The organism is Streptomyces sp. NPDC094032, from assembly GCF_040303965.1.
Lineage (GTDB): Bacteria > Actinomycetota > Actinomycetes > Streptomycetales > Streptomycetaceae > Streptomyces.
On sequence record NZ_JBEOUE010000001.1, the window covers coordinates 58,654 to 76,035 of the forward strand.

The window sequence follows — 17,382 nt, forward strand, 5'->3', positions numbered from 1 at the left end:
CGCGTGACGGCCCCGGTTCACCACGAGCCCGCGGCCTCCGCGGAGTCCTCGTCGGCCTTCTTCATGGTGTCGACCGTGTCGTAGCCGCCCTCGACGATCACTCCGAGCCGCTTGCGGACACCGGCGATGGTCTCCGTCAGGTTCTGGGTCGGCTTGTCGACCTGCTGGTGGTACGCCCGGCCGATCTCGTCGTCGCCCGCCGAGGTCTTGTTGAGGTCGTTGACGCGCGTGATCATGCGGTTGAGGTCGTCCAGACACGTCTTGTACTGGTCGTAGTGCTGGAACCGCTTCTTGAGGTCGCCGAAGACCTTGGTCGTGTCAGCCATGGAACTCCTCCTGCTTCCCGGTGGGCACACGGCTCTCGGACGCGGCCGCGAACTCCTCCTGCTTCTCCTCGCGTTCGGCCCGCCCGGCGCGCGCCGCCTCCTCGGCGACGTACTCCTCCTGCCGTTCGGCCCGCTCCGTCTCCCGCGCCTCGTCCGCCTCGAACTCGGCGCCCATCGAGCGCAGCGGCTTCATCAGCTCGTCGAGGTCGGACGGCATGTCGGCGACCCCCGCCGCGACCCGCAGACCGGCCCCGAAATCGGCGAACCCCTTGATCCGCTCGGTGACCTGACGGCCCATCGAGGCACGGGCGTCGTTGAGGACGCCGACCAGGGCGGCGGAGAGTTCGGCGGGGGCCATCTGCTGGTACGCGGTGGTGTGGAACGTCAACGAGACGACCTGCCCCTGCGGGCCGACGGTCACCGAGATCAGCCGGTCCTTGGTCGTGGCGGACGAGGTGGCCGCCTCCAGCTCGGACCGGACCGCGAGCATCCGGTCGCGGTGCTCGTGGAGCGAGGCCATGGCCTCCTTGATCCGGCTGTCGATGTCGAGCCGGCCGACGTCGGGCGGCAGGACGCCCGTGGGAGGGACGCCGGGCCGCTGGGGATCGCCTTGCTGCATGATGCGTGCCTTTCCGTACGGGGGGAGGGGACGTGGCCGTGGATGCGGAGGTGGTCGGGACCGGGGCCGGGGCCGGGGTCGTGGCCGGGGTCGGGGCCGCCTCAGCGGCCGATGACCCCGCCGACCGTGCCGGTGTCCGTGCCCCAGGTGTCCTCGTCCTCGGTGAGCCAGGTGGTGCGCTGCCGGTCCTTGCCCTGGTTCGGCGCGGCGCCCGCCCCGGCGCCCGGGCTCATCGGCGGCATCATCGGCGACTGACCCGGCGCCTGGGCGGCGGCCTGCGCCGCGGAGCGGGCCTGCTGGGCCGCGGCGGCGGCCGCGGCGGCGGCCGGTGTGGCCGGGGCCGTCGCGCCGAACCGGGTGGCGCGGTCGCCGAGACCGGTGAGCCCGCCCACGGTGCCGGGAGTGCCCGGCTTGGGCGCGCCCACACCACCGCCGCCGCCGCTGCCGGCCGGCACCCGGGGATTGTTCGACTTGTACGAGGGGACGTCGGTGTTGTGGGAGACCGTGTTCGGCCTCGGCGTCTGCCGGCTGTTGAGGGCGTTCTCCGCGTTGGACAGCAGCTGGTGGGAGCGGCTCAGCGGCTTGCCGTCCGGTCCGAGGACGATGCCGTCCTTGATCGTGGAGCCCTTGGGCAGCGCGTACGGATTGCCGTTGGAGTCGTACAGCGGCTTGCCGTCGGCGCCGACGACGGTCCCGTTCGGGAGGATCTTCGCGCCCTCGGGCAGCCGGATCCGGTCCAGGGTGTTGAGGCCGGGCAGGCCGTTGTCGCCGTTCTGCGAGGTGTTGGGCGTGGTGCCCACCTTGGCGCCGGGCGGGGCCACGATCTGCTTCTTGTCCTTGCCCAGGACGGGGTTGCCCTTGGAGTCGTAGACCTTGCCGTCCTTGCCGATGCGGGAGCCGGGCGGCACCATGATCGGCTTGCCGTCCGGGCCGAGCACCGGCTTGCCGTTCTTGTCGAGCAGGGGCACCTGCCCGCTCCCGCCGCCCGGGACCGGAGTGCCCGGCGGCGGGACGGTCACCGGCGGCTTGGTGCCCGGCCCGTTCGGGCGCGTCCCGGGCGCGCCGGGGCCGGGCATCCCGGGGATGCCGCCCGGCTTGTCACCCGGTTTGCCGCCCGGCTTGCCGCCGGTGGGTCCGAGGAGGGTGTTGGGATCGGGGGTGCCGGGCTTGTCGATGCCGCGCAGGCTGCCGTCGCCGTCCTTGTCCTTCAGGACGTCGTCCAGGTTCACGTTGCCCGAACCGCCGGACCCGGTGCTCCCGCCGCCCGTACCGCCGCCCGGCATGCCGAGGTTCGGCAGGTAGACGCCCTTGCTCAGGGACTTGCCGAGGCGGAGATAGGCGTCGTCGAGCGGGCCGACGGAGTCCCTGGCCGCGTTGTCGAGGGTGACGATGCCGGCCAGCCAGCGCTTCTTCGCCTCGCCCTCGACGCCCTTGATCCAGTTGGCGAGCGTGACGTCGCTGCCGCCCTTGTCGAGCACCGTGACGATGTCCGGGTGCTCGTAGTTCCAGCGCTTGTTCCAGTAGTCGTACGTGTACTCCGGCGTCGGCCCGAACTTGAAGGTCGCGCCGCCGTCCATGACCCCGTGGAACACGTCGTACAGCAGGTCGATCGGCCGGGACTCCCGCTGGCCCTTCCACGCCGTCCAGCCCTGGTAGAGCAGCATGATCGCCTTGTGCAGCAGATCGTGCTTCTCCAGGACGGTCTTCGCGTAGTCGGTCGGCGCCGTGAGGTCAAGCCGGACCTTGGCCATCTCCGCGACGACCACCGTCAGATACTTCTTGAGCGCGCCCGCCGCGCTGCCCTTCCAGTCCGACACCGTGGAGTCCACCGAGTCGACCCAGCTCTGCACGATGGGCTGCCAGTGGTCGAACCACTTCACGATGCCGGCGATCTCGTCGGCGCCGTGGTCGAAGGTCCAGACGTTGGACACCTCGTTGCGGTACGGCGGGTAGACCAGCGGCTCGAAGTTCTTCTGCGGCTCGGCCGTCGTGAACAGGTTCCACTTCGACGAGGCGTTCATGAAGACCTTGGACCAGTCGGCGTTGAACCCGACGACATGGAGGCGCGGCGGCGGGACGTTGCCGCCGTCCGTGACGGTCAGCGTCTGCCAGCCGGACCAGAAGAAGTCGAAGACCTTGCTGTAGTCCGTGTTCTGGTCGGCGTTGCGGATGATGCGCAGGCTGTTCTCGGCGACCCAGCCCTCCGAGCTCGGCCCGGCGACGGCGTTGCGGTCGGTCAGGGTGTTGGTCTCGGGGAGGTAGACCCTGAGGCCCTGCTCCCAGTTCTTGTTCACGGCCATGGCAGGGCGCGGTTCCTTCCGTGCCGAAGCGGGTGCGGGATGGTGACTAGGAGCTCGCGGGCGGGGTCGACTGGGTCGGCGGCTTGATGCCCTTCTGGATGTCGTTGAGGATGTCCCACATCTCGGCCGTGGTGAGCGCCTCGTCGGCCGCGTTCTGGAGGATCACCTTGATCGTGCTCAGGGTGATGAAGGTGCTCTTCGCCGCCGCCTCGAACATCCCCAGGGACTGCAACAGGTCGTGGCACAGCTTCTTGAAGCCGTCCTGCACCTGCTTGGCGCTGAGCAGCTCCTTCGGATTGGCCGGCTTCAGCAGCCCGTCGTCGTCGGCGAACGTGCCCATGGCCCACCGCTGGAGGTTCTGCATGTACGGGTTCTCGCTGAAGTCCTTGAGGAAGCCCTCGAACTTCTTGGCGAAGTCCAGCAGGACCTCCTCCGTGACCTTGAAGGAGTCCTCCTCCTTCTCCTTGTCCTTGTCGTCGGGCTTGGGATCGGTGCTGGTGGTCGCCATCTGCCGCGCTCCTGTCGCTGGGCGGGAACTCGCTGTCCGGCAAGGAGAACGGGGGCCCGGCCCGGCGGGGTTCAGCCGCCGGGACGATGCGGCGACCCGCCCGATCAGCGCTGGAAGTGGAAGGCGCTCTTGCGGTCACCGTTCCGTACGATGTCGTGCGCCTCGGTCAGCGCGGCCGCGCCCGCGTCGAAGTTGATCGACAGCTCGCCGTCGACCCGCTGCACGGTCTGCGCGAACTGGTCGAACTCGGCCGCCGCCTCACCGCTGAACGAGTCCTTCATCGACGCCAGCGCCTGGACGATCTCACTGAGCTCGTTCTTCATCTGCTGCGCGAGCTGCTTCATCTCCTCCGTCTGCACGGTCAGCTCCTGGTGCTTGACCGTCATGTCCATTTCGCTCATGCTGCGTCCTTACTCGTGGGAGGGCCGACGGGGGCCGGGTGGGCTACTTGCTGAGAACGGTGTAGACGTCGCCGTCCCACATGTCCGTGACGGTCGCGGCGTCGTCGGCGCTCACCGTCATGATGTTCATCGTGGCCTCGACGGCGCTGATGATGTCCTGGTACTCAGCCATGCAGGTACGCACGGCCGTCTGCCAGATCTCGATCTTCTGCACGAACTTGGTGCCCGCGGCGGACTGCATGCTGGCCGCCACACCGTTCGCGATGTCCTCGGAACGCTTGTAGGAACGCTCCATGCCCTGGGCGCGCATGTTGAGCTGGTTGAGCCGGGCCTGCAGATCGGCCGCGCCGATCTTCAAGGTGCTGGTGTCGACGTCCGACACGGTGCCTCCTTCTTCCTGCGGTACGAGCGAGCGGTAGGAGGGAGAAAAGCTCTCCGCCCGGGTGAACGGGGCGCGCCCGACCGGCGGTTCACCCGCAGCGCCCGGCCGCGCTCCCCGTCTCCGCCGTCTCCGCCATCTCCTTCGACTCCGCCGACGTGACGATCCCGGTCGTGGCGAGCAGCGCGGGTTCCAGGCCCGGCCCGGTGGGCAGCAACGACAGCAGCGCGGCCGGCACCCCCACCGGGACCGCCGCGCCGTAACCGAGGGCCTTCGCCGCCTCCGGCGACGGCACCGGGTACTTCACCCCGTCGTCCGCCACCAGATAGCCCGCCCCCGCCGCGCCCGCCCCCGACAGCGCCCGTACGAACGCCCCGCCGCCCGGCGGTACGGCGACCCGGTCCGCGACCCCGCAGCCCGCCACGACGCCCGGCCGGGGCACCGGCGGCGCCCCCGCCACGGAGGCCGCGTCCACCACCGTCACCAGCGTGCGCGGCGACCCGCCGGAGGGCTTCACCGCCGTGCACACCGCCCGCCCGGCCGCCATCGCCACCGGCTGCGGCGGCGTCGTCGGCAGCCCGCCGTCCGGTACCGTCCCGGCCGGTGCCGGATGCGCCGCCAGATCGGCCGCGCCGACCGGCAGCGCGACCGGGGCCGCGCCCCGGTACGCCTCCCGCTGGGTGCGGGGATCACCGCGCAGCAGATCGAAACGGGTCGCGTCGAGCGCCGCGAGCCCGCCACGGGTCAGCACGTACGGTTCCCCGGACGGCCCGGCGAACAACTGCCCCACCGTCGTCGCCCGCCCCCCGAGCGCGGGCCCGGGGGTGCCGCGCCCGGCGATCCCGGGCGGCGCGAGGTCGGGTCCTGCGGGCAGCGCGTTCAGGAACACGGCGGTGACCGGGTACGGCGTCACCGCGCCGAACCCGAGGGCCGTGTCGGCGCCGTTCGCGGTGTCGATCCGCAGCCGCCGCCCCTGCCAGAGCAGGTGCCGGGCGCCGTCGGGGGTGACGACCAGGACGCCCTGCTCGGGAGTGAGCGGCGTCCCGGTGCGGTCGGCGCCCACCGCGACGGCCAAGGTGGCCCGGGCGCCGCCCGACGGGGTGCGGCTCACCGTGCCGCACACCAGCCAGTCGCCCCGGGTCAGCCGCCCCGCCGCGGGCAGCCCGTCGGGCGCCCCCACGATCCCCACGGGCCCGCCACGCGGTGTGCCCGCCAACGAGTTCGCGCTGACCTGGGCGACGCTCATCCGCTCCCCGGCCACCAGCCGCGCACTGGCCTCGTTGAGCACCGGGCGCAAGCTGCCCCCGACGAACAGATACCGGGCCCCGGTCTCCTTCACCACGACCAGCGTCCCCGGCTTGCGCCACCCGCTCGCCCCACCCGGCCTGATGGCCCCGTACAGCCCCATGACCAGGGCAATCGCCAAGGCGATGAACAGCCCGGTACGGATCCCACGATGGGTCCTGCGCGGCGTGAGATCCGCCGCGTCGGGCTCCCCCCGCAACATCCCGGCCTCAAGCCTGCTCATCACGAACAGATGCGCCTGCACCTGGTCGCGCCTGGACTGCATGTCGACTCCTTGGGGGGTTGCGGGTGGTGGTGGGGTTGGGGGGCTGGTGGGTTGGTGGGGATGGCCGGCACGTGGGCCGGTGGGCCGGATCGCCGGCTGGTTGGTCGCTGGCCCGGTGGCCCGGTGGCCCAGCCGGCCGCCCGGCCCATCCGCTCAGCCGCTCAGCCCCCGCACCCAGCCGAACAGCCCCGTCACCGTCGCCGCGAGGGGCAGCACGCTCAGCGCCAGCGTGCTGTGCAGGAGATCGCCGATCCGGCCCCAGTACGGCAGCATCCGGCGTCCCGGCACCGTCCACGAGACGACGGCGAGCGCGGCCGCCAGGGCCGTGAGGCCGGCCAGCAGGCCCAGCCTTCCGGCCCCGTCGAGCCCCAGCGCCCACCGCACCGCGAGCAGCGTCAGGCCGTACACAGCGGGGACGAGCAGCGCCAGGCGCTGGCACCGCGAGCCGGACTCGCGGGAGTGCAGCGCAAGGAGCAGGCACAGCACGCCCGTCAGCGTGGCCGGAGCCCAGCCCGGCAGCCGCACCAGCAGCGTCAGGCCCCCCGCGCACAGCCCGCCGAGCACCATGTGGAAGGCGGTGAGGTACGCGTCGGCGACCCCGGCGCGGTCGAGCACCTCCTGCGCGGGGAACGGCTCGATGTCCTCCTGCAACTCGTCCGCCGTGCGCGGCAGCGCGGGCAGCCTGAGCCCCGAGAGCCGGAAGGCGAGCCCCGGCGCGAAGGCGCCAAGGACCAGCACCAGGACCATCACGATCGCGGCCGTCTCACCGGGCGTCGGCCCGGCGAGACCGATCGCCCCCGCCAGCACGGCGACCGCCGAGGTGAGCAGGACACCCAGGAACAGCGGCGCGGAACAGCCGACCGCGGCCAGCGCGAGCACCGCGCTCCCGGCCGCCGCCGAGCCACCCGCCAGCAACCGCGCGTCCGCCAGATCCGCGCCGCCCGCCGGGAGCAGCGCCCCGGCCAGCGCGAAGTACGGCACGGCGGCCGCACCCAGCGCGGTGCCCGCCCCGGCGTCACCCACCGCCCGCGAGGCGCTGGCCGCGCCGAGCAGCAGCAGCCCCCCGATCACCCCGGCCACCACCACCCGCAGCGTGCCGATCCCCTCCGACAGCACGAGCAGCGCCAGACCTCCGGCGAGCGCGGTGAGCGCGAGAGCCAGGGCCGCGTGGTGGGTGTCCAGGGGCCGCCAGGACGCACCGCGCTCCTCAAGGCCCACCGACACGCCGTCGATCAGGTCGTCGAAGTGGACCACCGGGAAGGCGTCCCGCCGGTGCCTCAGGAACAACTGCTCGCCGTCCTTCAGCCCGGCCGCCCCCGCCGACAGCTCCTCGTCCAGCGGCTCCCCGCCGAGCCGCTGGAGCACCCAGCCCCCGGCCTCGACGGCCTCCTCGTCCAGCTCCTCACCCGCGTAACCGAGGACGGTCGGCAGCAGATCCGCCAGCGGCACGTCCGCGGGTACGGAGAGCTCGACCACCTTCCCCGGCCCGTGAAACCTCAGGCGACAGAGCCCTGCCACCGCACTCGCGCTCACCCCACACCGTCCTTCCCGCCGTCGGCCGGAGGCGCGGCGAGCGCCCCCAGCCGCGAGAACGGCTCCGGTGCCAGGAAGAGTTCAGTGCGAGCGGAACGGACTCACCGCGAGCGCCGCAGCTCCGCGACCAACGCCGCCACCCCGTCGTCGCCCCGCCGCTCGATCAGCACGGCGACCCAGGACGAGGCCTCCAGCCGCTCCTCGGCGGACCAGATCGGCGCCGACGGGTGCTCGTCCACCACCAGCGCCTGGGCGAGCAGCCGAAGCTCCGCGAACCGTTCCGCCGGCAGGCCGCTCAGGGCCGCGAGCTCGGCCAGGCCACGGGGGCGGCGCCCGGGTCCCGCGGGCGCGCCGAGCAGCCGGACGACCGCGCCGACCACCGCCGCGGCGTCGGCGTGCGGCACGTCGAGACCGGTGCCGTACCCGCGTCCCGCGGCCTCCGCCCCGGGCAGGATCCCCGACTCGGCCGGGTCCATGTCCTGGCCCCACGAACGCAGCATCGAGCGCACCGACTCCGCGTCTCGGTAACCGTCCCCGTCGCCGTACACCGGGCTCTCCCGCCTCCGCTGCCGCACGTGCCTCTGGTCCGTCCGCCGGACGGCACGATCCACGCCACTCTATCGGCCCACCGCACCGGATCAACGGGCACGGCCACGGCCCGGGTTCACGCCGCGCCCGGCCCCGGGTGAACCGCGCGTACCGCGCCCGCCGTTCTCCGGGACGCCGGACGTCCAGGAGAACCGCCGCCGGCCAGGTGTGAGGAGCGTTGCGTTGAGCGTGCTGCACGTCGACCGGCCGCCACGGCGGCCCGGCCCCGAGATGCCGGACGGGGAGATCCAGCTACAGGAGCCCCCGGTCCTGCCGGAACGACAGAGCGGGCTCGGCAACATCATCACGATGCTGCCGATGGCCCTCTCCTCGCTGTCGATGGTCTTCATCTTCCTGCGCCCCAACGGCGGGATCCTCACCTACGTCGCCATGGGCACCATGGCGGTGTCGGCCATCGGCATGGTCGTCACCTCCATCATCCGGGGCAACACCGACCGCAAACAGGAACTGACCGCCGAACGCCGCGACTACCTGCGCTATCTGAGCCAGATGCGCCGCCAGGTGCGCAAGGACATCGGCCGGCAGCAGGAGGCCCTGGCCTGGCGCCACCCCGGCCCCGACGAACTGCGCTCCCTCGTCCGGACCACCCGCCTGTGGGAACGGCGCGCCTCCCACCCCGACTTCAGCGACGTGCGCATCGCGGTCGGCGCGCAGCGGCTCGCCGTACGCCTCGCACCGCTCGCCACCAAGCCCGTCGAGGACCTCGAACCGCTCAGCGCGCACGCCCTGCGCCGCTTCATCCACGCGTACGGCACGGTCGCCGACCAGCCCGTCGCCATCCACCTGCGGGGCTTCGCCCACGTCTTGATCCGGGAGGAGGGGGCGGCTTCCAGCGGGGCCGTCGAGCCCGCCGAGCCCGCCGAGCCCGTCCGGCCCGCCGAGTCCGTCCGGCCCACCGAGTCCACCGAGTCCGCCGAGGCCGCCGACACCGCCGAGCGCGCCCGCGCCCTGACCCGCGCGATCCTCTGCCAGCTCGCCACCTTCCACGCCCCCGACGAGCTGCGCGTCGCCGTCGTCGCCGCGCCGGACCGCCGGGCCGCCTGGGAATGGACCAAGTGGCTCCCGCACGCCCTGCACCCGACCGAGCACGACGGCGCGGGACCGCTCCGGCTGCTCGCCGGCAGCCTGGGCGAGCTGGAGCAGCTGCTGGGCGAGGAGTTCGCGGCCCGCCCCGCGTACGAGCCCGACGCCGTGCCCAGCCGGGACGAGCCGTACACCGTGATCGTCCTCGACGGCGCCCGTCTCACGGGCCCGCACCGGGCCGCCCTCGGCGGCTACCGCAACGCCACCGTGATCGATGTCGGCGACACCCTGGAGTGGAAGCACAGCCGCCTCGTCCTGCGGCTCCGCATCACCGACGGGGACGGCGAGGGCGAAGGCGCCACGACCGCGCCCACGGGCGGGTGTGCCGGGCGGCCCGTCCTGGAGATGGTCGGCGCGGACCGCAACCGCAAGGACGAGATCACCGCCCTCGGCCGCCCCGACGCGCTCACGCTGCCCGCCGCCGGCCGGCTCGCCACCCTGATGGCGCCCTACCGCATCGGCGACAGCCTCGACTCCGGCGAACCCCTCACCACGGACTTCGACCTGACCGCGCTCCTCGGCATCAAGGACCTGTACGGCTTCGACGTCCGGGAGACCTGGAGCCGGCGCACCCCCACGGGGAAGCTGCGCGTGCCGCTGGGCCTGGGACCGGACGGTACGCCCATCGACCTCGACATCAAGGAGTCCGCGCAGGGCGGCATGGGCCCGCACGGCATGCTCATCGGTGCCACCGGCTCCGGCAAGTCCGAACTGCTGCGGACCCTCGTCCTCGCCCTGGCCCTCACCCACTCCTCCGAGATCCTCAACTTCGTCCTCGTCGACTTCAAGGGCGGCGCCACCTTCCTCGGCCTCGACAGCCTCCCGCACACCTCCGCGGTGATCACCAACCTGGCCGACGAGGCCGACCTCGTCGACCGCATGCGCGACGCGCTGCACGGCGAGATGATCCGGCGCCAGGAACTGCTGCGCTCCGCCGGCAACTACTCCTCCCTCCTGGAGTACGAGACGGCGCGCGCGGCCGGCACCCCTCTCGACCCGCTGCCGACGCTGTTCGTGGTGGTCGACGAGTTCTCCGAACTCCTCGCCGCGCACCGCGACTTCATGGACCTCTTCGTCATGATCGGACGCCTGGGCCGCTCGCTCGGCGTGCACCTGCTGCTCGCCTCGCAGCGCCTCGACGAGGGCCGCGTCCACCAGTTGGAGTCCCACCTCTCGTACCGCATCGGACTGCGCACCTTCTCCGCCATGGAGTCGCGCGGCGTCCTCGGCGTCCCCGACGCCTACCACCTGCCCTCCCAGCCCGGCAACGGCTATCTGCGCAGCGACATCTCCACCCTCACCCGCTTCAAGGCGGCGTACGTCTCCGGCGGCTACCGGCCCCAGCGCCGCACCGAGGCGCAGCGCGCGGTGATCGCCGGGCAGGTCGTCGCCTACGGAACCGCGTACGTGGCGCCGACCACCCTCCCGCCGTCGGCAGTCGAGGAGCCGGAACCGCAGCCGGAGGCGTCGGAGGAGAACCGCTCCCTCCTGGAGATCGCCGCCGACCGCCTCAAGGACGCGGGACCGCCCGCCTACCAGGTGTGGCTGCCGCCCCTCGACATACCTCCGACCCTCGACGAACTGCTGCCGCCGATCGGCCCCGACCCGGACCACGGTTTCACCGTCGGCACCGCGCTGCGCGGCACGCTGAAGGTGCCGGTCGGCGTTGTCGACAAGCCGTTCCAGCAGGTCCGCGACCTGCTGGTCGCGGACCTCGGGGGAGCGGACGGGCACATCGGCGTGGCCGGCGCCCCGCAGTCGGGCAAGTCCACCCTCATCCGCACCCTCCTCGCCGGACTCGCGCTCACCCACTCGCCGGCCGAAGTGCAGTTCTACTGCCTCGACTTCGGCGGCGGAGCGCTCTCCGGGCTGCGCGGTCTGCCGCACGTCGGCGGAGTCACCGGACGGCACGACCCCGAACGCGTCAACCGGACCATCGCCGAGATCAACTCGATCATCACCCGGCGCGAGAAGCGCTTCGCCGAACTCGGCATCGACTCGATCGCCGCGTTCCGCCGCAGAAAGGCCGCGGGGGAGCTCCCCGACGACCCGCACGGCGACGTGTTCCTCGTCATCGACGGCTGGAACACGCTGCGCCAGGAGTTCATGGACCTCGTCCAGCCGCTCACCCTGATCTCGCAGCGCGGCCTCAACTACGGCGTCCACCTCGTCATCGGCACCACCCGCTGGGGCGAGATCACCAGCGCGCTGCGCGACCAGTTGCAGACCCGCTTCGAGCTGCGGCTCGGTGACCCGGTGGACTCCGTCGTCAACATGCGTGCCGCCGGCAAGGTCCCGAGGATCCCCGGCCGGGGCCTCACCGAGGACCAGATGCACTTCCTCGTCGCGCTGCCCCGACTGGACGGCATCGGTGACGCCGAGGACCTCGCGGAGGGCATCGCCGACCTCGTCGACGTCGTCGCCGACCACTGGCCGGGCCCCCGCGCCCCCGAGGTCCGGATGCTGCCGCTCGTCCTCGACGCCGCCGACCTGCCCGCCCCGCGCGGAAAGCTGCGGATCGCGCTCGGCCTGGAGGACCAGGAGGTCAGCCCGCTCTGGCACGACTTCGAACAGAACCCGCACCTCATGGTCTTCGGCGACAGCGAGACCGGAAAGACCAACCTGCTCAAGTACGTCGCGGGCCAGATCATGGCCGCGTACACCCCCGAACAGGCCCGCATCATGCTGGTCGACTTCCGCCGCGAGCTGTACGAGACGGTGCCCGAGGAGTACCGCCTCGGTTACGCCGTCGCCGCCGACCCGCTCCGCAAGATGATCGCGGGCGCGGCCAAGGCCATGGCGGGGCGGGTGCCCTCGGCCGACATCACGCCGGACCGGCTGCGTCTGCGCGACTGGTGGACCGGGCCCGAACTCTTCGTCATCGTCGACGACTTCGACCTGATCGGCTCGACCGTCCAGCACCCGTTCCAGCCCGTCATCGAGCACCTTGCCCAGGGCGCCGAACTGGGCCTCCACATCATCGTGGCCCGCTCGGCCAACGGCGCGGGCCGCGCCCTCGGCGATCCGCTGCTGCGCAGGCTGCACGAGGTCAACACCCCCGGCGTCCTGCTGTCCTGCCCGCCCACCGAGGGCTACCTCTTCGGCAGCACCAAGCCGAAGGTGCTCCCGGTCGGCCGCGCCCAGCACATCACGCGACGCCGCACGGTCCAGCTCCAGACGCCCTGCCTCGACCCGGACACCCCGCAGAACGGAAGCCCCCGATGACCGCCCCCACCACCACCCGGCTGCGCCCGGTCGGCCCGCACCTGGTCATCGCCCCCGCCGAGACCGAAGCGGCCCTGGGCGCCGCGCTCAGTGCCCTGGCCCCCCTCCCCGACGCGCTCGTCGTCCTCGCCGCGGCGGCCGACGCGGCCCCCGTCCTCCGCGCGGCCCTCCCCGAACTAGCCGCCCTGGCCGCCGAACGCGGCGCGAAAGCCCTGATCCTGGCCGCCTCGGGCCTCGCCGCCCCGGGCCCGGACGGCCACCGCCCGGCCGCCACGGTGAGCGAACGAACCGGCCTCCCGATCGCGTCCCCGGACGGCACCGTCACGATCGACCCCGACGGCTCCCTGACCCTCACCCCACCGGCAACCTGGTGGCTGCACACCCCGGACGGTCCCCCGACGCGACTGGGGCCGGACTGGCCGCCGGGGTTCGGGGAGGGGATGGGGGAGGGGGATGGCGAACAGGGGGCCTCTGCATGGGAGTTCGACTGCGAGGTCGAATCCGGGCTCGCAGTCGAGCGGGGGCTTGAGGTAGAGCCCGAGCCCGAGCTTGAGCTTGAGCCCGGGCCCGGGCCCGAGCGTGGGGCCGAGCCCGAGACCGAGCCCGAGACCGAGCCCGGGCCCGGGCCCGGGCCTGGGCCTGGGCCTGGGCCTGAGACCGAGACCGAGACCGAGACCGAGCCCGAGCTTGAGCCCGGGCCTGAGCCCGGGGCCGGGGCCGGCCCCGGCCCCGGGCGTGGGGCCGAGCCCGGAACCGAGACCGAGCGTGGGGCCGAATCCGAGCGGGAATCCGGATCCGATCCCCGCCCGGAGCCCTGCCCCGACCCCCGCCCCGATCCCGCACACGCTCAGGCGGCCGGAGCATGGCTGGGGGAGGAGCCCGACGGTATGGCCGTGTTGGTGGGCGTGGGGCCGGGTGACTGGTTCCTCGGTGTCGGTACGCCGGACCGGCCGGCGCCCGCGACGGAGGACTTCCTCGCCCTGGTACGGGGTGTGGCGGCGCCCGACCCCGGTGGCCTGCTGCTCACGGCCCCCTGGGCCGGCCCGGCGGACCTCACCCGGCTCGCCGTCGCGCTCGCCGAGCACCTCGGGCACGACGTACGCGCGGCGGTCGGCCTGCCCGTCCACCTCGACGGCGGCGCTCGCGCCACCACGTACCTCGACCCGACGGGCGGGCCCACCTGGCGTCCCGCCCTGCTCGAACTGGTCGCGTCGCCCGGCCGCTGCCGCGTCGTGCCGGCCGCGTGGCTGAGGCTGCCGACCCTGGACCGACTCGCCCCGGCCGTTCACCAGGCGCCGTTGCACGGGTGGGTCGTGGAGGCGGTCCCGGCGGGCTTCTGGCTCCGCCCCGAGGGGCGCCCGGGGCGCGGATGGCCCCGCACTCTGGTCCCGGACCCGCACCGTCCGACGCTGGTGGTCGGCGACCCGGAACGGGACCTCGATCCGGCGGTCTGGGAGGCGGTCCCCGACGTGCTGGCCGCGCTGCCGCCGATGGCCACGTCCGAGCCGTACGGCCTCCTCGTCCACGCCGCCGCAGACACGGACCTCGCCCCGGCACGCGCCTGCGCCCACACCCACGATCTGCGCTGGCTCGGTGCGGCCGAGGTGGCGGGCGAACTCTCGGGCGAGGCACCGAAAGCGGTGCCGGTCGAGAGCACCGCCGAAGCCTTTGCGCGCATACGCCCCAGAGGCACCGACGAAGCCCGGCCCGAACACCCGGGCGAGGCCCAGGAGATCGACCCGGCCGACGGAACCGACGCAGCCCCCGCCGAGCCGTCACCCGAAGGCGTCGCCCACGACCCGGCAGAAGCCCCGCGCGGCGCCATGGCCGAAGCCCGGGCAGAAGCCCCACACGGGGCCATGGCTGAAGTCCCGGTAGAAGCCCCGTACGAAGCCCTGGCGCAAGCCCCGACCGGTCCCACTGCCGGAGCTCCGTCCGGAGACCTGGCAGAAGCCCCGACCGGCCTCACGGCCGGAGCCCCGCACGGCGCCATCGCCGGAGCCCCGGCAGAAGCCCCGACCGGTCCCACTGCCGGAGTTCCGTCCGGAGCCCCGACTGGTCTCACTGCCGGACCCCCGGCAGAAGCCCCGCACGGCGCCGTCGTCGAAGCCCTGGCCGGACCCACTGCCCAAGCCCCGGCTCGGCCCCCCCTTCCCGCCGAACCCCAGCCCGCACCCCCCGTGGCAACCGGCGCCCCCGCCCCCGCCCCCGCCTCCCCGCCCCCCATGACCGGCCGCAGCCGCCCAGAGGACCGGGCGGGGCTGAAGGGGCTTCTCGGGCCGCGGTATCACCTGTTGGCGAGCCGGACGGAGTCGCTGGCCTCGCGGCTGCCCGCGCTCAGGTCGACCCCGCAGGACGATCTGAAGCCGGATCTGGTGGCGGTCTCGCTCTACCACGTGGACTCGGCGGAGCCCGCCGCCCGCGCGGACTTCGTGGCCACCGCCCGGGCGGGCGGGGCGGGGCCCTTCACGCCGCTCCTGAACTGCCTGGGGTCCGGGCTCAGGCGGCTGCCGAGCCATTACGGCGCGGTGATGCTCGCCGCTCCGGCCGAGCTGGTCCCGCTGGACCGGTACCTGCCGGGCGAGGTCCTCGTGGAGGCGGGCCCGGTGGCGGCGGTCTCCGCGTGCGACGTGGAGCTGGAGGGGGCCGTGGAGTTCGGCATCTGGTCGACGACGGGGCGCCGTACCGGCGTGTTCGGGGCGCCGGACGCGGAGCCGGAGGTGGTGTTCCCGCCCGGCGCCTCGTTCGTCGTCCTCGACCTCGTACCACCGGCGGAGGACGACGGGCCGATCCGGGTCCTGCTGCGCGAGGCCGCCCCGGGCGAGGGCCCGGGACCGCGCGACGAGCGGGCGCGCGAACGGCTCGCCACGTGGTTCCAGCGGCGGGACATGCTGGCGCCGGAGGACCGCCGGGCGCTGCCGGGCGGGGCGGCCCGCTTCCATCTGGCGCCGGGTGCCCCGCTGTTCTGACCCGGGCGGCACACACGACGCGGCCGACACCTCCCGGTGCCGGCCGCGTTCCGCCCGTACCCGTCAGCCCTGGCGGCGGTTCCTGCGGGTGACCGTCACCGCTCCACCGGCGGCGACCAGGAGCGCGCCCGCGGCGGCCAGCCCGATCAGCGTGCCGTCCGACGCGCCGGTCTCGGCCAGGTGGTCCGGCGGGGTCGAGGGCGGGGCGGTCGACTTCGAGGGCTCCGGGCTCGGGGGAGTGGTCGACTTCGAGGGCTTAGGGGTCGGGGGAGCGGTCGACGGCGACGGCGTAGGGGTCGGCGTAGGGGTCGGCGTCGGGGTCGGCGTGGGGCTCGGCGGCTTCGGGGTCTTCGGCGCGCACCCGGCGAGCACGCCGACCTCCACCGCGTCCGTGAGGTGCTCGTTCTTCACCGTGGTGACGTTCACGGTCCAGGTGACCGGCTTGCCCGCGTAGTCCGCGGTGACCTTCTGAACACCGCGACCGGGCACGGTGCCGGTGATCCGCTGGGTGTCGACGTCGTTGGTGAGGGTGAAGTCCGCGCCCTCGCGGTACGCGTCGTGAACGGTCAGGGTGATCTTGCCGGGGGTGTTCTCGCACTCCGCCGTCACGGTGATGCTGCCCGGCGGCCAGGCGGCGGCCGAGGTGATGGTGGCGGTACTGACGAGGGCCGTCATGGCGAGGACGGCGGCAGCGCGCTGGCGCTTCATCGGTGTCTCCTGGGGGATGTGTCGCGGGCGCCCGGGTGCGTCGCGTCGCTGGCCAGAACGGCCCGTGGGACTCCGGGGGTTCAGCGCGTGATCCGCTGGACCGGAGGTGAACCCGAGCACGCTCCCGGGGCGTTCTCCGCGATGAGAGCGTCGCCACCCCTACCTCCACACGACAGGCTGGTCCGCACCCATGCGTACTCCCACTACTCCCCGTACTCTCCGCATTCCCCGCGCTCTGCGCGCCCTCGGCGTAGGCGCCGCCGCCCTCGCCATGACCCTGGCCTCGACGTCCGCCGCCACCGCCGCGCCCGCGCAGCCGGAGACGTACTACCTCTCCCTCGGCGACTCGCTGGCCACCGGCTACCAGGCCGGCCTCGGCGACACCGACGCCGGATACGCCGATCGGCTGCACGGCTTCCTCAAGGTCGTGCGGCCGGGCCTCAAGCTGGTGAAGCTGGGGTGCAGCGGCGAGACCAGCGGCACCTTCGTGGACGGCGGCAAGTGCTCGTACGGCGACCGGAGGAGCCAGCTGGCCGCGGCCGTGGACTTCCTTCGGAGCCACCCCGGGCAGGTCGCGTACGTCACGATCGACATCGGCGCCAACGACGTCAACGCCTGCGCCCGCCCGACCGGTGTCGACTTCACGTGCCTGACGGCCGCCATGGGCAGGGTGGGCGCCAACCTCACCACGATCACGCAGGAGCTGAAGGCGGCGGGCGGAAGCTCGGTCGCGTACGTCGGGATGGGTACGTTCGATCCGCTGCTGGCCGCCTGGCTCGGCGGTCCGGCGGGCCAGGAGCAGGCCCGGCAGTCGGTGCGCCTCGCCGACGCCTTCAACACCTTGGAGGAGGGGATCTACACCAAGGCCGGCTTCGGCGTGGTCGACGCCGACCGCATCTGGCGGACGGCGGACTTCGAGCACACCGTCACGCTCCCCGCCTACGGCACGGTGCCGGTGAACGTCGCTCTGATCTGCACGCTGACCACCATGTGCAGCAAGGGCGATCTGCACCCCACGCCCGGCGGTTACGCCTACATCGCGGCCGCCTTCGCCATGGAGATCGCCCTCGGCGACCGCAGACTCTGACCGGCCGGCCGGGCTGAACCGGGCTGAACCGGGCGGCCCGAGCCGCCCGTTCCAGTCCGTGACAC

13 protein-coding genes are annotated in these 17,382 nt (G+C 73.4%); 3 read left to right on the forward strand and 10 right to left on the reverse strand.

Annotated features, from left to right (window positions below; translation table 11 throughout):
• Positions 1–17 precede the first annotated feature (17 nt).
• From ABTZ54_RS00135 to ABTZ54_RS00175, 9 genes are all read right to left on the reverse strand, one after another.
• A complete protein-coding gene (locus ABTZ54_RS00135; RefSeq protein WP_351654668.1) occupies positions 18–326 on the reverse strand; it encodes a hypothetical protein in 309 nt (102 codons plus the stop codon).
• Positions 319–945 (reverse strand): YbaB/EbfC family nucleoid-associated protein, encoded by a 627-nt coding sequence (locus ABTZ54_RS00140; RefSeq protein ID WP_351654671.1) that lies wholly within the window; start codon positions 943–945, stop codon positions 319–321. Before ABTZ54_RS00140 ends, ABTZ54_RS00135 begins: the two co-directional genes overlap by 8 nt.
• A gap of 101 nt (positions 946–1,046) precedes the next feature.
• On the reverse strand, positions 1,047–3,245 hold the full coding sequence (locus ABTZ54_RS00145) for a hypothetical protein (protein ID WP_351654674.1): 2,199 nt from the start codon (positions 3,243–3,245) through the stop codon (positions 1,047–1,049).
• A 46-nt stretch (positions 3,246–3,291) separates the two neighbouring features.
• On the reverse strand, positions 3,292–3,753 hold the full coding sequence (locus ABTZ54_RS00150) for a hypothetical protein (RefSeq protein ID WP_351654677.1): 462 nt from the start codon (positions 3,751–3,753) through the stop codon (positions 3,292–3,294).
• 104 nt (positions 3,754–3,857) lie between these two features.
• Positions 3,858–4,154 (reverse strand): hypothetical protein, encoded by a 297-nt coding sequence (locus ABTZ54_RS00155; protein ID WP_351654680.1) that lies wholly within the window; start codon positions 4,152–4,154, stop codon positions 3,858–3,860.
• A 43-nt stretch (positions 4,155–4,197) separates the two neighbouring features.
• On the reverse strand, positions 4,198–4,536 hold the full coding sequence (locus ABTZ54_RS00160) for a hypothetical protein (protein ID WP_351654683.1): 339 nt from the start codon (positions 4,534–4,536) through the stop codon (positions 4,198–4,200).
• Positions 4,537–4,624: 88 nt separating this feature from the next.
• The gene (eccB, locus tag ABTZ54_RS00165; protein ID WP_351654687.1) at positions 4,625–6,103 is read right to left on the reverse strand and encodes a type VII secretion protein EccB; all 1,479 of its coding nucleotides are present in this window, start codon (positions 6,101–6,103) and stop codon (positions 4,625–4,627) included.
• Positions 6,104–6,256: 153 nt separating this feature from the next.
• Positions 6,257–7,636: a type VII secretion integral membrane protein EccD gene (gene eccD / locus ABTZ54_RS00170; RefSeq protein ID WP_351654690.1), complete on the reverse strand. Its 1,380-nt coding sequence runs from the start codon at positions 7,634–7,636 to the stop codon at positions 6,257–6,259.
• 101 nt (positions 7,637–7,737) lie between these two features.
• Entirely contained in the window at positions 7,738–8,211 is a 474-nt protein-coding gene (locus ABTZ54_RS00175; RefSeq protein ID WP_351654693.1) for a hypothetical protein, read from the reverse strand.
• 244 nt (positions 8,212–8,455) lie between these two features.
• Here ABTZ54_RS00175 and eccCa point away from each other — a divergent pair, with 244 nt between their 5' ends.
• Both eccCa and ABTZ54_RS00185 read left to right on the forward strand, forming a co-directional pair.
• Positions 8,456–12,553 (forward strand): type VII secretion protein EccCa, encoded by a 4,098-nt coding sequence (eccCa, locus tag ABTZ54_RS00180; RefSeq protein WP_351656355.1) that lies wholly within the window; start codon positions 8,456–8,458, stop codon positions 12,551–12,553.
• The gene (locus tag ABTZ54_RS00185) at positions 12,550–15,522 is read left to right on the forward strand and encodes a hypothetical protein (RefSeq protein ID WP_351654696.1); all 2,973 of its coding nucleotides are present in this window, start codon (positions 12,550–12,552) and stop codon (positions 15,520–15,522) included. The genes eccCa and ABTZ54_RS00185 overlap by 4 nt, the downstream gene beginning before the upstream one ends.
• Before the next feature lie 63 nt (positions 15,523–15,585).
• Here ABTZ54_RS00185 and ABTZ54_RS00190 read toward each other — a convergent pair whose 3' ends face one another.
• Complete coding sequence (locus ABTZ54_RS00190) at positions 15,586–16,230, reverse strand: hypothetical protein (protein ID WP_351654699.1); 645 nt, start codon at positions 16,228–16,230, stop codon at positions 15,586–15,588.
• A gap of 190 nt (positions 16,231–16,420) precedes the next feature.
• Here ABTZ54_RS00190 and ABTZ54_RS00195 point away from each other — a divergent pair, with 190 nt between their 5' ends.
• Positions 16,421–17,317 carry an SGNH/GDSL hydrolase family protein gene (locus ABTZ54_RS00195; protein ID WP_351654702.1) on the forward strand — a complete coding sequence of 299 codons (897 nt, stop codon included), beginning with the start codon at positions 16,421–16,423 and terminating at the stop codon, positions 17,315–17,317.
• The last annotated feature ends 65 nt before the right edge of the window (positions 17,318–17,382 follow it).

Coding starts and splice junctions, on each gene's coding strand:
- ABTZ54_RS00135 (WP_351654668.1), bottom strand. CDS start 326: ATGGCTGACACGACCAAGGTCTTCGGCGACCTCAAGAAGCGGTTCCAG.
- ABTZ54_RS00140 (WP_351654671.1), bottom strand. CDS start 945: ATGCAGCAAGGCGATCCCCAGCGGCCCGGCGTCCCTCCCACGGGCGTC.
- ABTZ54_RS00145 (WP_351654674.1), bottom strand. CDS start 3,245: ATGGCCGTGAACAAGAACTGGGAGCAGGGCCTCAGGGTCTACCTCCCC.
- ABTZ54_RS00150 (WP_351654677.1), bottom strand. CDS start 3,753: ATGGCGACCACCAGCACCGATCCCAAGCCCGACGACAAGGACAAGGAG.
- ABTZ54_RS00155 (WP_351654680.1), bottom strand. CDS start 4,154: ATGAGCGAAATGGACATGACGGTCAAGCACCAGGAGCTGACCGTGCAG.
- eccB (WP_351654687.1), bottom strand. CDS start 6,103: ATGCAGTCCAGGCGCGACCAGGTGCAGGCGCATCTGTTCGTGATGAGC.
- eccCa (WP_351656355.1), top strand. CDS start 8,456: ATGCCGGACGGGGAGATCCAGCTACAGGAGCCCCCGGTCCTGCCGGAA.
- ABTZ54_RS00185 (WP_351654696.1), top strand. CDS start 12,550: ATGACCGCCCCCACCACCACCCGGCTGCGCCCGGTCGGCCCGCACCTG.
- ABTZ54_RS00190 (WP_351654699.1), bottom strand. CDS start 16,230: ATGAAGCGCCAGCGCGCTGCCGCCGTCCTCGCCATGACGGCCCTCGTC.
- ABTZ54_RS00195 (WP_351654702.1), top strand. CDS start 16,421: ATGCGTACTCCCACTACTCCCCGTACTCTCCGCATTCCCCGCGCTCTG.